This is a genomic window from Thermostichus sp. MS-CIW-25 (assembly GCF_054060015.1).
Map to the genome: position 1 here is coordinate 1 of NZ_JBSSCS010000030.1, position 13,410 is coordinate 13,410.

The window sequence follows — 13,410 nt, forward strand, 5'->3', positions numbered from 1 at the left end:
CACCGGTGTTTGCACATTCATCCCGACCCTGCGCAATCCTACCGCAGTGGAAAGAAGTTTAAGTGTGGACACTGTGGATGGGAAGGGGATGCGGACTTGAATGGTGCGAATGTGATTGCGCTTTTGGGGGCTGCTGTAAACCAGCCTAGAGGCTCGTGGTTGGCTTGCCAACTGCAGGGCTACCGAAAGCCCGCCCTGTACTGCGAAGCAGTCAGGGTCGGGTAGTTTACGAATAACTCCCATCCATTTCCACCCGCTACTGCAGGGATCCCCAGGGGGCATTGGGCCGATAATGGACAGGTAGCGTTGGGGGCTGCCAAGCATGCTGGAGATGATCTTTAACGGGGCTAACTGGTTTGCTCTGCCCTTTTGGGCCTTGATGATTCTGTTGCCGGGTTGGAAGGTAACCCGCAAGGTGATGGAATCGCTTTTGCCCATCGCTATTTTGGCGGCGGTTTATTTGTATCTTTTGGTCACCGGGTTCAACGCGGATGTTCTCAAGGAATTTTCCGACCCTCAACTGTCTCTGACCAGCCTAACCGACCTATTCAGTCAACCCGCTGTTATGGCGACGGGATGGGTACACTACATCGTCATGGATTTGTTTGTGGGCCGCTGGATCTTTTTGGAAGGGTGGGATAAGCGAGTATGGACAACCCATTCTCTGATTTTGTGCTTGTTTGCCGGGCCTGTGGGTCTGCTCTCCCATTTGCTTACGGTGGCAATTGTACAGACGACTCGCCAGAACCGGCCCAGTGCTCCTCAACCTGACAAAGGCACAGAAGTACCGCAAGAATCCATCTAGCCCCTGCTTGGCTTTATGGCTCTTTCCGATGCACAGGGTGCAAAATGAGCAGCGTGGGATCATCCTCGACCTCAACGTTGCTGCCACGCAGCTCCCCAGCGCTACGTACTCGCCAGCACACAGGGTGGTTCCCGAGTGCCTTTAGGTGCCGTTGTAAACAACAACCACAAAACCCACTGAGGTCGGATCCAACCGTCAGGCTGTCGGGTTTAGGGCCTACAGCCCGTTTACGCGAACAATGCGCCCTGTGCTGCTGTGGGCGAGAGCGGCTGACTACCCTGGCACTGCAGGCAGCGTAGCACAAAGCCGCTTTAAAGGGCGGGGCTTCAAACCCAGTTTTTCGGTAACCGAATTCTTGTATTCTGAAACCCTGACATACTCCCCGCCCTACTGGCTTGCTTCCGCGCAGCGATGGGACGGGGCCTTAAGCTCAGTCTTCGGGTAAACAGGAGTGCAAACCTCTCATGACTGCTACCTTTGTTCACACACCCTTGGCGCAAACTGTTCTGCCTCGCCCTTCCCGAACTCGGGATCTCCTGCTGGTTCTGGGGGGAAGTTTGTTCGTAGCTGCCTTGGCTCAGGTGCGGATCCCTCTGCCCTTCACGCCGGTACCGATTACCGGGCAAACCTTTGGGGTGATGCTGGTGGGGGCAGGCTTTGGGGCACGGCTGGGCTTTCTCACGTTGCTGGTGTACCTGCTGGAAGGGATCCTGGGATTGCCCTTCTTCAGCGGTGGCGGATCCGGGCTTAGCCACTTGGCGGGGGCGACGGGGGGCTACCTATTGGCTTTTCCCCTAGCTGCGGGGCTGATGGGCTGGTTGGTGGAGCGCTGGGGCGTGGATCGCAACCCCTGGAAGATGGCGCTGGCGATGTTATCCTGCTCAGCTCTGATTTTTTTGCTGGGAGCCACTTGGCTGGGGGTGTGGCTGAACCAGAATGTTGAGCCCACCTCGATCTTGGCCGTCCTCAACAAAGGGGTCTTCCCTTTTATCCCAGGAGACTTGGTGAAGTGCGGACTGGCGGCAGTGCTGCTGCCCACCATCTGGCGCTGGGTGGGTCGGGAAAGGCCACCGGCAGACTCCTAGCCCACTGGGCAAGAGCAGCAACTCTAAAGACCGCTCCGGCAAAGCAGAAGGGGCCTGGGATTAGCCTCGGGTCGGAAAATCTAAAAAAAAGATAACAGCTCCGAGGATTTGGCCTTTTTTCTGAGATTCTAAAAACTGTGCTCAATGCGATGTTCAATACGGCCTATTCATGGAGCTTTTCTTTATATTGCTCTAGAGTTTTATAAGTCGCTGACTGGTCGCGGCAGAGCCCCCTTGTGGGGCTTTTTATTTTCTATCTGCCGACCGGAAAAAGTTGAACTCAACCTACTATGGTCATTCCAAGCTATAATTTGATCTCTATAGACTCCCTAAATAGACGGGAACCCCGTCAGGCAACAGACGCGCCGGATCCCAGAAGCATCCCGGTGGGTAGTCATTCAGTCCTTGACGGGCACCTTCTTTTCCAGCCACTGAGCCACTTGATCCGCCAGATCAACTCCTTCCAACTGACAGAGTTCTCGCAGCATCGTTGGGCTGGTTACATTCACTTCGGTTAGTCGTTCCCCGATAACATCGATCCCGACAAAATACAGCTTCTCCTGCCTGAGCACCGGCGCCAAAGCCCCGCAGAGAGCCCGTTCTTTTTCGGTAATCTTGGTTTTTTCCACTCGACCGCCGGCGGCAACATTGCCCCGAAAATCGCCCTCTCCAGGGATCCGATTGACGGCACCCAAAGGCTCTCCTTCCAGCAGCAAAATGCGTTTGTCTCCTGCCGCCGCCTGTGGCAAATACTCCTGCACCATCACAGGCAGCCGACCAAATTGGGTGCTCATTTCAATCAACGAGTTGAGGTTTGGATCCCCGGCATTGACCCTCAGGATCCCTTCCCCACCTTTGCCACCCAAGGGCTTGAGCACCGCCTGTCCTTCCTGTTCGACGAACTGACGCAGCAGGCGTTTGTTGCTGCTGACGCGGGTACGCGGGATCCACTCTTGAAATTGCAGGGCATAGAGCTTTTCGTTGGCCGAGCGGATCCCGGCAGGATGATTGAGCACCAGTGTGCGGCTGGGAGAGAGACGATCCAAAAGGTAAGTGGCATAGAGATAGGCCGCATCTACCGGCGGATCCTTGCGCATCCACACCGCCTGCATTTGGCTCAGGGGCAGCAGTTTCTGGTCTTTGACCTCATACCAGGGATCCGCCTTCAGATCCAACCGGATTTCCTCAAGGGATCCCCACGTTTCCCCTTGATCCCAGTAGAGATCCGCCAGGCCCAGGCAGAAAATGCGGTGCCCCCGTTTCTGCAGGGCTTCCATTAGGGCAACGCTGGTATCGTGGCTCACCTGCAACTGGGGCAACGGGTCAACAATGAAAGCTACCTGCATGGGAGGTGCGGTTCACTCACGAAAGGCTGCCCCGAGTATGCAACAAATCGGAGCCGATGGCTCTCCCCCGGTAGGCTGTTTCCACAAGAGAAGACCCCCTCTGGAAAGCTCGATGCAGAGTTGTCTTTTTAATATCCTCTTAACCTCGGCAGGCGGCGCAAACGTTAGCTTGATAGGTGGGATCCCTGTTGGCCCCCAGTTTACGGCTGGGTTGGCCGGGTTTCTGGCCTAACTGTGAGGAATGCTCCATCCGTGAGTGCTCCCCCTTCTCAACCCTCAGAGCCGGTTCGCATTGAAACCACGCGGGACTTGCTGGAAGCCTTGCGTGAGGGGCGCTCCCTGGTGGGTGCCAACCTGGAGAATGCCTATCTCTCGCGGGGCCTGTTCGACCGCATTCAGATGCCCAAATCCAATTTGACGCGGGCTAGCCTGCGCTCGATCAGCATGCAGCAAGCCGATCTGCGTCTGTGCAACTTTCGCCGTGCTGAGCTAGAGCGGGCCAATTTTACCGCCTCAGATCTACGGGGATCCAGCTTCAGTCAGGCTTTGGGAGACTACAGCAACTTTACCGCTGCCAAGCTCGACAAAAGCAGCTTTCAGGGGGGCCGTTTTAGCCATTCCATCTTTCGTGAAGCCAGCTTGGTGGCTGCTAATCTGGCGGAGGGGAACTTTTTTGCCGCCGACTTCCGCCAGGCCAACCTATCTCGCTGCAACCTCTCCCAGGCTGCCTTGGTGAGTTGCCAGCTTCAGTTTGCCAACCTGGAACAGGCCATTTTGGTGGGGGCCAACCTACAGGATGCTCAGATTGAAGATACGCTCTTCAGTGGAGCCGATTTTACCGATGCCAAGCTCTCCGATGAGACGCGCAAGCTCTTAATCGAGCGGGCCAGCGGCACCAACGAGCTTACCCAACGGGATACCCTCAACACCTTGCTGGCGGGATTGCAACCCAAGTCCCGTAAGCTTTTTGGCTTGCTGTGAGGTTGGAGCCGTCAAGGACAACCGGGCTAAAGAGAAAACTCAAAACTGGTTGAGGTCGATCCCGGCTTCTCGGGCCATGGCTCCTATCCCTTTGGTCTTGAGGGTCTTCAGGGCCTTGGTGGAAAGGCGCAGACGAACAAACCGCTTACCCTCTTCCCACCAGATGCGCTTCCACTGCAAATTGACTTCCTGCAGACGCTTGGTGCGCCGGTGGGAGTGGGAGATGGCAAAAGCGTTGTTGCGTTTCTTGTTGGTTAGTTGGCAGCGACGCGCCATGGGCTCAAAGCGAACTCAGCCTAGCTATCGTAAGGCATCTTTTCGTTGGGCAGCAAGCTGAAGCTGACTCTGCAACTGGGCCAGCTCTGCCTTCAGTCGGTCAAAGGTTTGTTGGCAGTGGTTAACGCTTCTGAGGGGCAGCTCTTCGTTTTTGGCAATGCAGGTTACCTGTACAGAGCCGTCGGCAGCCTGGAGGGTGCGATCCACAAACACTTCCACCGTGACCAGTTTGGTGTAGGGATTTTTTCCGGGAGGCTCACCGGCCACCCAGTAATCAGGGCTGCTGTGGAGGACATTGAGTTGGCAGCGCTCCAAAACGGCGCGGATCGACTCGCTTAGCTGCTCGGCTGAGCCCACAAGCTGGGTAACGCAGGAGTATCGAGCCATAGGACAAGCAAGTCACCACGGTTATCCTACCATTAAGTTTTCGGCTCCTGCAGCCAAAGGCGAACCGGCAGAATTGCGCTCAAGAGTACTCTACACCGGCTCGGTCAACCCTGCTGCGAGGAGGTGAATTACGTTAGAACATGAACAACTCCCAGGAGAGTTGCCATGTTTAGGGTCTCCTGTTTGGCTCATTCTCTCTTGCTGCTGGGATCCCTGGGCCTGGGTTGGATAGGCGTGTCTTTTGCCCAAGCGCAGCCCTTTCAGGCGGGCGACCTGGATGGGGATGGCCGTTTGACGGTGCAGGATCTCAACCTGTTGGGGGCCTACTTGCGGGGAGAACGGGGATTGACCGACGACCAGATCCGAGCTGCCGATGTCGACCAGGATGGACGGATCACAGAAGCCGACTGGCAAGTGTTGCAGCAGCGCATTCAGGCAGCAACGGATGTGCCCACAGGACAGGTGCAGTTGGATTCCGCCTATTCGGGACAGGTGGTGGATCGGCTGACAGGGCAGCCCTTGGCCGGGGCGGAGGTGGCCATTCCGGGGGCGGGTATTTCGGTGCGCACCGATGCCCAGGGTCGGTTTCGCCTGCCAGGGCCGCTGCCGGCAGAAGAAATTTTGGTGGCGCGGCTGGAAAATTACTTGCCCTATTCCCAAAGTACAGGCAACGGTCAAGCCAGCGGGGATCGGCCTTGGCAACTGCAGTTGGAGCGCTGGGATCCCAACACAACTTTGGTACTGGAGGCGAATGTCATCCGCCTGGGGGATAACCAGTACTCGCCGGAATCGGCTGCCGCCGGGCAATTTTTGGGCCCTGCCCAAGGGGTGGAGATGACCCGCTCTTTCACTTTGCAACGCCTGCCTTCCCGCCCACCGGTTTTGCGGATTGGATCCCTGATTGGGTTGGATACAGCTGCCGCCTATCGGGCCGGTCAATCCCGGATCCCCAGTGCCAACATGTCTCCCATGCAGGTCATCCTGAACGGGGTGGAAATCGAGCAGATTCACCTGGGGGGAGATAACCTACAGATTCCCCTGCCGCTGCAACCTCTGCGCCTGGGCCTGAACACTGTTACCCTGCGCACTGGCAAAACCCTGATTCAGCCCCCCATGGTCACCCGTGGTCCCCAAGTGCCGATCAGCATTCCCCTTTTCGGGGGATCCCTGCACATCTCGGTGCCGCTGGGAGGTGATACAGTCATCCGGCACGGTGGAGCCTGGGTGGATCATGACGATGTGCAGTTGGCTAACGTAACCATCGAGATCCCCAAGTAAACTACCCAACCCTGACTGCTTCGCAGTACGGGGCGGGCTTAAGGCCTCCGGCCCGCTGGCGCGAACGGTAGCCCTGCAGTTGGCAAGCCAACCACGTTCGCGAAGCGAGCCGTAGGCTTGACCTCTAGGCTGGTTTACGGCAGCCCCCAAGAGCGCAATCACATTCGCACCATTCCAGTCCGCATCCCCTTCCCATCCACAGTGCCCACACTTAAACTGCTTCCCACTGCGATTTTGCTACGCAACGCTGACGCGACAGGATTGCGCAGGGTCGGGATGGATGTGCAAACACTTGTGACAGGTCTGCGACGTGTAGGCAGGCGGCACCAGAATCAAGGTAACCCCTGCACGCAGAGCCTTGTATTCCAGAAACTGCCTCAGCTGGTAGAACGCCCAACTGTTGGCCCTGCGTCGCTCGGCTTTGCTGCGTGGCTGTTGATTGACTCTTTCCCGGATCCCTGTCAGGTCTTCCAGGGCAATAGCGCTGTTGGTAGCTTTTGCCCTAGAGACAATAGCTTTGGAGATGCGATGATTGACCCACGCCTGAAAGCGCCTCTCCTTGCCAGACAGCCGTTGCAGCAGTTGACGGCATCTGCGCCGCGAACTGCGTGTGCCCTTACTGGCTTTACGTTGGAGTGCCGCCCTCAACCGGGAGTAGTGGTCTCGGACTCGGTTCAACTGCTGTCCATTCCAGTTGTCCCCCTCTGACGTATGGGCAATATCTGTCCTTCCCAGGTCCACCCCCAGCACTCTACCCGTGCCTTGCGGTGGGGATGGCTCCGTTTCCACACAGATTTGAATGGAGTAGGAGCCGTCTTTACGCTTGACCAGAGTGGCAGATTTGGGATTGGAGCCCGCCAGCCGTTCTCTCTGGTAGCGGCCAATCGCCAGCTCAAAGCGCTCCCGACCCTCCACCGTGGTCAGCGACACCGTCCAGTCTTTCTCGCGGAACGAAAAGATACGAGCGTCGTAGGTAGCGAAGCCTCTCTTGAACGCTTTGACGGGGCGGTTTTTCTGTCGGGCAACTTTACGGGCACCGGCCAGCCGTCTGCAGACCTGCTGGTCGCGTAAGCGGGACGTAGTCCTTGCCAAGTTACTGGACAAGCCGAACCGGGCACGGATTTCGCGGTAGCACAGAGATTGAAGTTTAACGGCGTTGGTGACTTTCTCGGGCGTGTTTTGGTTGACCCAGTTCAACGCCTGCACAAAGGCATCCAAGGTCGCGTCCAACTTTGCGGCCTGCGACTGGGACACCTTGAGCTTGCAGGAGACGGTCAGGACTTGGGTCATGGTTCTATCGTAACTTCCGCATTCCTCCCGACACTGACCCTACGGGTACAGTGCGGGGCTCCTGCGATTTCTAGCTGACCCTGCTCCGTTCAATGGTTTTACGGCCCATACCGTCAGCCAATAGCTTGGACGTTGAATCCAGGTTGAGCGGGCCACGGGGCCTGTCGGTCAAGAGGAACAAGTTTGAGCCTGTTTTCGATAACTGACTCGATATCTGATCCGTTTGCTCAACAAGGGAAATACGTTTGTCCAGCGATTGGAAGATTCCCCTTCCAATAGCAGGCATACTGCAGTTGCTGAATTGCTCCTCTTCGATGCCTCTGGGAGTTCTGGGCATCTCGATCTTCGAGAGGGATCCCTGAGGTGGCCCATGTGAGTGAGGTGAAATCCTGGCAACCGAGCAGATCGATAACCCAAACTGAGGAGAGCTGACTATGAGTATGAATAGGGCTTCTGCCTTCCCCTTAACCTGGCTGTGGACGGGATCCCTGGCCCTGGGGGTGACGGCCCTGGTGACCCGCCAAGTGATCTGGGGGCTCTTACCTTTGGCAGCAGCCTACCCTGCCATCCGCCGCCGCGAAGAACAGCTTGGCCAAGTTCTGGAACAGACCTGGACACAGCAGCAACAGACAGCAACCCAACTGGAGACCCTGCAAGCGCGTTTCGAGGTGCTGGACGCTCGGCTCACTGCTGAACCGTCCCTTCTGCAGCAGACCTTGGCTTCCCCGGCTGAAGCCATTCAAGAGCTCGAGCAGAAAGTAAAGGTTTTGGAGCCCATCTGGGTACAGCAGCAGCAGACGGCGGCCCAACTGGAAACATTACAAGGGCGGATCGACGCCCTCGAAGCTCGGCCCACGTCTCATCTGTCCGTGCGGCAACAGCTGGCCCCCATCACCCAGGCCATCCAGCAAATCCAGCAGCGGTTAAAAGCCGTGGAGCTGCGGTTGAATGCTCTGCCGGCATCCCAGCTCCAAGTGACTCTGGAGCAACTGGAGTCTGTACAGGCGCAACTCCAACACCTGCAGCAGCTGGTGGCATCCCAGCCGACCCCTGCTTTTCCCCGCAAAGCCCTGGGGGTGTTCATCGACGCGGCCAATCTCCACGCCAGCGCCCAGCAGTGGGGATCCCATCTCGACTATCCCAGTCTGCTCAGCTGGCTGGCCCAGGGCAGATCCGAGATGGAAGTGCATGTCTACAGCGGGGTAGATCGCCACAACCTAGCTCGGCGTCGTTTCCTGCGGGAGTTGAGAAAACAGGGCTATCGGGTGGTCACCAAGCCGGTGGTGATCCACGCCGACGGCAGCCGCAAAGCCAATCTGGATGGGGAGCTGATCGTGGACTTGATGGCGATGCACTCCCACTACGAGACGGTGCTGCTGCTGAGTGGGGATGGAGATTTTGTGCCGGCCCTCAAGCATATCCGCCGCCAAGGCTGCCGGCTGGAGGTAGCCGCCTACAGGCCGAACACGAACCCGGCGTTAATTCGGATAGCCGACCAGTTCGTGGATTTGTGCGCTTGGCAGGGGACAGGAACGCTGGTGCCGCTGCCTGCAAAACAGACTCCGGCCACCGGCTAAACCTTGCCATCTCAGCACAGTTACATCGATCCCTGACTCCCCTCTCCCAAGACAGGGAGAGGGGCTGGGGTTGAGGGTAGGCGGCACAGCGTCTTAACCTTGTTTATTTAAAGTGATCAGAAGTGCTCATCTTCTCTAACCATTTTCTGATTTGCAGTCTCAACGCCTGAGACTCGCTTGGATCAACCTTGCCCCAGCAGTCAACTTAACCCCAATTGGAGAGTCCAGATGTCAACGCAACTCACACAGCGGTTTGTGCAGGCAATGCACTATGCCCATCGCTGGCATGCTTCTCAAACCCGCAAGGGAACCGGGATCCCTTACCTCAGCCATCTGTTGGCCGTAGCAGCCATCGCCCTGGAGCATGGGGCGGATGAAGATGAAGCGATTGCCGCTCTGCTCCACGACAGCCTAGAGGACGGCCCCCACAACACAGGCGAGCCCCGCGCCCAAATCGAGCAACAGATCCGGGAGCACTTTGGAGAACGGGTGCTGCAGATCATCCTGGGATGTACGGATACCGAAAGCGATGGCTCCCGAGGCGAGCCCAAAGAAAACTGGAAAGAGCGCAAAACCGCCTACCTGAAGCACCTGGAAACGGCAAATGCCTCGGTTTTGTTGGTGGCCGCCTCTGACAAGCTGCACAACGCCCGCTGCATCTTGCGGGATTTTCGCCAACTGGGGGATGAACTCTGGCAGCGGTTTTCCGCCGGAAAAGAGGGATCCCTGTGGTATTACCGATCGTTGGCAGAGATTCTGAGGCGACGGCTGCCCGGCAATCTATCGGCGGAGCTTCAAGAGCTGGTAGCTGAGTTGCAATGCCAAGCTGGAGCGGTAATGCCTTGACAGAGACAAGCAGGGCTGAAGAAAATGCTGAGGGCAGCCCTATTCATCACACTTTTTGGGTCACGCACCTATGGTTCTCGCTGTTGGCACCCCTGCTCCTGGGTTCAACACCACTGACACCCAAGGCAACCAGGTTTCGCTGGCTGATTTTGCCGGCAAAACCGTTGTCCTCTATTTTTACCCCAAAGACGACACCCCCGGCTGTACCAAAGAAGCCTGTGGATTCCGCGACGCCTACGCCGACTACCAAAGCAAGGACGTGGTGGTGCTGGGGGTGAGCATGGACGACCAAGCTTCTCACCAAAAGTTCACCGAAAAGTACAACTTGCCTTTCCCCCTACTGGTGGATAGCAGTGGGGTGATTACCCGCGCCTACGATGTGGATGGGGGCGGCTATGCCAAGCGGGTGACCTACGTCATTGATGGCGAGGGCAAAATTGCCAAGGTCTACCAGAACATCAATACCGAAACCCATGCCCGCGATATTTTGGCGGATTTGGGTTTGTAGAAACGCTGCCTCTTTTCAGTACTCCTCGCTAGATCCCGGCCTTTGCGCATGAACGACGACATTCCGGTCGCCCGTCGCCAGTCCACTCCGGCGAAAAAAGCGCAAAGTTCGGTGCCTGCCCTGAGGTCCCGTCTAGTCTTGGGCCTGGTGCTGGTTGGGCTAGTGCTCCTGGCGGGTTGGGGGATAGAGAAGTTACCGGGATCCCAGCAGGCGGCGGATCCCCAAGTTCCGGAGGAAGCCGCTCAGCCCCCTCTGCCGCAGCCAACTGTGCAGAATGGGCGACCTTCTCTGTTGGGGCACTATGCCTATTCCGAAGCTCCCGCAGATAGCTTGCGGGTGGTGGGCCACTACCGCGGTCGCGAGGTGCGCCTGCGCCAGGCGGCTGCCGAAAGTTACCTTCGCATGAGCGAAGCAGCTCAAGCTGCCGGGATCCGCCTTGTCCCCATTTCCGGGTTTCGCTCCATTGCGGATCAGGAATTCTTGTTTTTTCAATTGGCTCAATCCCGAGCCTTGCGACCCGAGGAACGAGCTGCTGTCAGTGCTCCCCCTGGCTACAGCGAGCACCACACTGGCTATGCCATCGACCTTGGGGATGCCGGGTTTCCGCAGTGGGATACTCAAGAAGCCTTTGAGACCACCCCGGCCTTCCAGTGGCTGCAGAGCAACGCGGCCCGCTTTGGCTTTGAGCTGTCTTTCCCCAGAAACAACCCTCAGGGGGTGAATTACGAACCCTGGCACTGGCGCTTTGTGGGCGACCGTGACAGCCTGGAGACCTTCTACGCTCCCCAAATCAAACCATTCCCAAATCAGCCCAATCAAACCGAGACCCCTACTCTCCCGTCTTCCAGAGGGAGAAGAGCTGGGAGTGAGGGCTGACTCCTTTGGGGAGAGAGGAAAGGGGGAGCTCCTTGGGACTACCGTCACGGCCCTCTCCCTTGCAGGGATCTCATTCCCCTCTTGAATGGGTTCACAAGCCTAAGCAAGCGGATGACGCGATTCGAACGCGCGACCGTCTCGTTGGCAACGAGAAGCTCTACCACTGAGCTACATCCGCGTCGGGAAATTTATGATGGCAAGTTTTGCGGTGGTTTGTCAAGTCAGGGATCCCTGGCGCATTTTGTTCCAGAATGAGAGAAGTTCATCTTTCTTTGCAGTTGCGCAAAGTCTGGGCGGGATCCCGGGCAGCGCCTGTCTGAGGGTATTGCTATGCGGGTAGCCATTATTGGGGCCGGATTGGCCGGGTTGGTGACGGCAGTCGATTTGGTTGAAGCAGGACACGAGGTGCAGCTCTACGAGGCGCGGCCTTTTGTCGGCGGCAAGGTGGGATCCTGGCAGGATGCCGATGGCAACCACATCGAGATGGGGCTGCACGTTTTTTTCTGCAACTACAGCAATTTGTTTGCCCTGATGAAGAAGGTGGGAGCCTACGAGAACCTGCTGCCCAAGCAGCACACCCACATCTTTGTCAACCGAGGTGGGCAAACGGCCAGTCTGGATTTTCGCTTTCCCCTGGGGGCACCTTTCAACGGCCTCAAAGCTTTTTTCACCACCGAGCAACTCTCTTGGGCGGACAAGCTGCGCAACGCCTTGGCGCTGGGCACCAGCCCTTTGATTCGCGGCTTGCTGGACTATGAAGGGGCAATGCGGCAAATTCGCGCCTTGGATCGGATGAGCTTTGCCGATTGGTTTCGGCGGCATGGGGGATCCGAGGGTAGCCTGAAGCGGATGTGGAACCCGATTGCCTATGCCTTGGGCTTTATCGATACAGAACAGATTTCTGCCCGCTGCATGCTGACGATCTTTCAGATGTTTGCCAGCAAAACAGAGGCTTCCAAGCTCAATCTCCTCAAGGGATCCCCGGACACTTACCTCACTCAGCCCATCGTCCGCTACATCCAAGCCCGTGGGGGCCAGATCCACACCCGCAGAGGGGTCAGCCGCATTGAAGTGAACGACTCTCCTCCCTACGCGGTGACCGGCTTGCTCTTGGCCAATGGAGAGCGGGTAGAGGCAGATGTGTATGTGTGTGCAACGGCAGTGGAAGGGGCCAAACGGCTGATCCCGGAAGTGTGGCGGCAGTGGCCTCAGTTCGACAACCTCTACAAGCTGGAATCCGTACCGGTGGCCACGGTGCAATTGCGCTTCGATGGCTGGGTGACGGAGCTGAACCCCCAAGGCCAGGCCAAACGAGCCAGCCAACACCCAGAGGCTCTTGGCATCGATAATCTCCTCTACACCGCCGATGCCGATTTTTCCTGTTTTGCCGATCTGGCCCTCACCAGCCCCGCCGACTACTACAAGCCGGGCCAGGGATCTCTATTACAATGCGTGCTCACGCCGGGGGATCCCTTCATAGCCATGCCCAACGAGCAAATTGCCCAGCACGTGTTGCACCAAGTCCACGAGCTGTTTCCCTCATCCCGGCAACTGAACATGACCTGGTACAGCGTGGTGAAACTGGCCCACTCCCTCTATCGAGAAGCACCGGGCATGGATCCCTATCGCCCACAGCAAAAGACCCCAATACCCAACTTCTTTTTTGCCGGCAGCTACACCGCCCAAGACTACATCGACAGCATGGAAGGGGCCACCCTCTCCGGCCACCTGGCTGCTCAGGCCATTCTGGCTGCCCACAGGGATCCCTGATAGGAGCATGACTCTAGTCAATAATAAGCTCAACTATACTGAAAATAATGTATAATATGTTCAGTACGGATTACTACCAGTTGATCTTTCTGTTTACTTTCGAGTCTGCCAACATGGTAGCCAAAGCAAAGCAGAAAATTGGTAGTAAGACGACACGGAAACTGCGCTTTGGGTATTCTACTCAAAGCTTTGCGGGATACCGCCATTCTGGTTGGAAACAAACAGAATGCTATCGCTGCATAGTTGAACAGTGATGTTCAGCAGTGTTCAGCGTAAATGTATCAGGACTTAAAACCGGCTTAAAACCGTCGTGAAGCCGCTTGCCAACTCCAAACTGCTGTCTCCTTTTATGGAAGAAGGGGACTTTTGCTGTGGGAAAAGAGCT

Annotated in this window: 12 protein-coding genes, 1 tRNA gene and 3 pseudogenes; 11 read left to right on the plus strand and 5 right to left on the minus strand. The window is 57.1% G+C overall.

Annotated elements, in window-relative coordinates:
* The 3 genes and pseudogenes from ACVWZ1_RS10685 to ACVWZ1_RS10695 form a co-directional block, all read left to right on the plus strand.
* Positions 1-225 (plus strand): annotated as a pseudogene (locus ACVWZ1_RS10685) (RNA-guided endonuclease TnpB family protein); the annotation flags it as partial.
* A gap of 97 nt (positions 226-322) precedes the next feature.
* Positions 323-805, plus strand: a complete 483-nt coding sequence (locus ACVWZ1_RS10690) for an ABA4-like family protein (RefSeq protein WP_457503345.1) — start codon at positions 323-325, stop codon at positions 803-805.
* 464 nt (positions 806-1,269) lie between these two features.
* The gene (locus ACVWZ1_RS10695; RefSeq protein WP_457440769.1) at positions 1,270-1,890 is read left to right on the plus strand and encodes a biotin transporter BioY; all 621 of its coding nucleotides are present in this window, start codon (positions 1,270-1,272) and stop codon (positions 1,888-1,890) included.
* 398 nt (positions 1,891-2,288) lie between these two features.
* Here the strand turns inward: ACVWZ1_RS10695 and gshB are convergent, their stop codons facing one another.
* Positions 2,289-3,236, minus strand: coding sequence for a glutathione synthase (gshB, locus tag ACVWZ1_RS10700; protein ID WP_457503347.1), 948 nt, complete (start codon positions 3,234-3,236; stop codon positions 2,289-2,291).
* Positions 3,237-3,488: 252 nt separating this feature from the next.
* On the opposite strand from gshB, the gene ACVWZ1_RS10705 reads away from it, so the two are divergent.
* Positions 3,489-4,217: a pentapeptide repeat-containing protein gene (locus ACVWZ1_RS10705; protein WP_457503348.1), complete on the plus strand. Its 729-nt coding sequence runs from the start codon at positions 3,489-3,491 to the stop codon at positions 4,215-4,217.
* A 39-nt stretch (positions 4,218-4,256) separates the two neighbouring features.
* On the opposite strand, the gene rpmB is transcribed toward ACVWZ1_RS10705, so the two are convergent.
* Both rpmB and ACVWZ1_RS10715 read right to left on the minus strand, forming a co-directional pair.
* A complete protein-coding gene (gene rpmB / locus ACVWZ1_RS10710) occupies positions 4,257-4,493 on the minus strand; it encodes a 50S ribosomal protein L28 (protein WP_457503349.1) in 237 nt (78 codons plus the stop codon).
* Positions 4,494-4,517: 24 nt separating this feature from the next.
* Positions 4,518-4,880, minus strand: coding sequence for a hypothetical protein (locus ACVWZ1_RS10715; protein WP_457503350.1), 363 nt, complete (start codon positions 4,878-4,880; stop codon positions 4,518-4,520).
* A 183-nt stretch (positions 4,881-5,063) separates the two neighbouring features.
* Here ACVWZ1_RS10715 and ACVWZ1_RS10720 point away from each other — a divergent pair, with 183 nt between their 5' ends.
* Positions 5,064-6,158: a dockerin type I domain-containing protein gene (locus ACVWZ1_RS10720; RefSeq protein WP_457503351.1), complete on the plus strand. Its 1,095-nt coding sequence runs from the start codon at positions 5,064-5,066 to the stop codon at positions 6,156-6,158.
* Positions 6,159-6,274: 116 nt separating this feature from the next.
* Here the strand turns inward: ACVWZ1_RS10720 and ACVWZ1_RS10725 are convergent.
* Positions 6,275-7,448 (minus strand): annotated as a pseudogene (locus tag ACVWZ1_RS10725) (RNA-guided endonuclease InsQ/TnpB family protein); the annotation flags it as partial.
* Positions 7,449-7,888: 440 nt separating this feature from the next.
* Between ACVWZ1_RS10725 and ACVWZ1_RS10730 the strand changes: the two are divergent.
* The 4 genes from ACVWZ1_RS10730 to ACVWZ1_RS10745 all read left to right on the plus strand — a co-directional run bounded on the left by ACVWZ1_RS10730 (position 7,889) and on the right by ACVWZ1_RS10745 (position 11,255).
* Positions 7,889-9,025, plus strand: coding sequence for a LabA-like NYN domain-containing protein (locus tag ACVWZ1_RS10730; protein WP_457503352.1), 1,137 nt, complete (start codon positions 7,889-7,891; stop codon positions 9,023-9,025).
* A 228-nt stretch (positions 9,026-9,253) separates the two neighbouring features.
* The gene (locus tag ACVWZ1_RS10735; RefSeq protein WP_011432688.1) at positions 9,254-9,871 is read left to right on the plus strand and encodes an HD domain-containing protein; all 618 of its coding nucleotides are present in this window, start codon (positions 9,254-9,256) and stop codon (positions 9,869-9,871) included.
* Between the two features lie 70 nt (positions 9,872-9,941).
* Entirely contained in the window at positions 9,942-10,379 is a 438-nt protein-coding gene (locus ACVWZ1_RS10740) for a peroxiredoxin (protein ID WP_011432689.1), read from the plus strand.
* A gap of 48 nt (positions 10,380-10,427) precedes the next feature.
* Positions 10,428-11,255, plus strand: a complete 828-nt coding sequence (locus ACVWZ1_RS10745; protein ID WP_457503353.1) for a M15 family metallopeptidase — start codon at positions 10,428-10,430, stop codon at positions 11,253-11,255.
* A gap of 106 nt (positions 11,256-11,361) precedes the next feature.
* On the opposite strand, the gene ACVWZ1_RS10750 is transcribed toward ACVWZ1_RS10745, so the two are convergent.
* Positions 11,362-11,433 (minus strand) — tRNA-Gly (locus tag ACVWZ1_RS10750).
* Between the two features lie 152 nt (positions 11,434-11,585).
* On the opposite strand from ACVWZ1_RS10750, the gene zds reads away from it, so the two are divergent.
* On the plus strand, positions 11,586-13,025 hold the full coding sequence (gene zds / locus ACVWZ1_RS10755) for a 9,9'-di-cis-zeta-carotene desaturase (RefSeq protein WP_457503354.1): 1,440 nt from the start codon (positions 11,586-11,588) through the stop codon (positions 13,023-13,025).
* A 59-nt stretch (positions 13,026-13,084) separates the two neighbouring features.
* Positions 13,085-13,268: pseudogene (locus ACVWZ1_RS10760) on the plus strand (hypothetical protein); the annotation flags it as partial.
* Between the last annotated feature and the right edge of the window lie 142 nt (positions 13,269-13,410).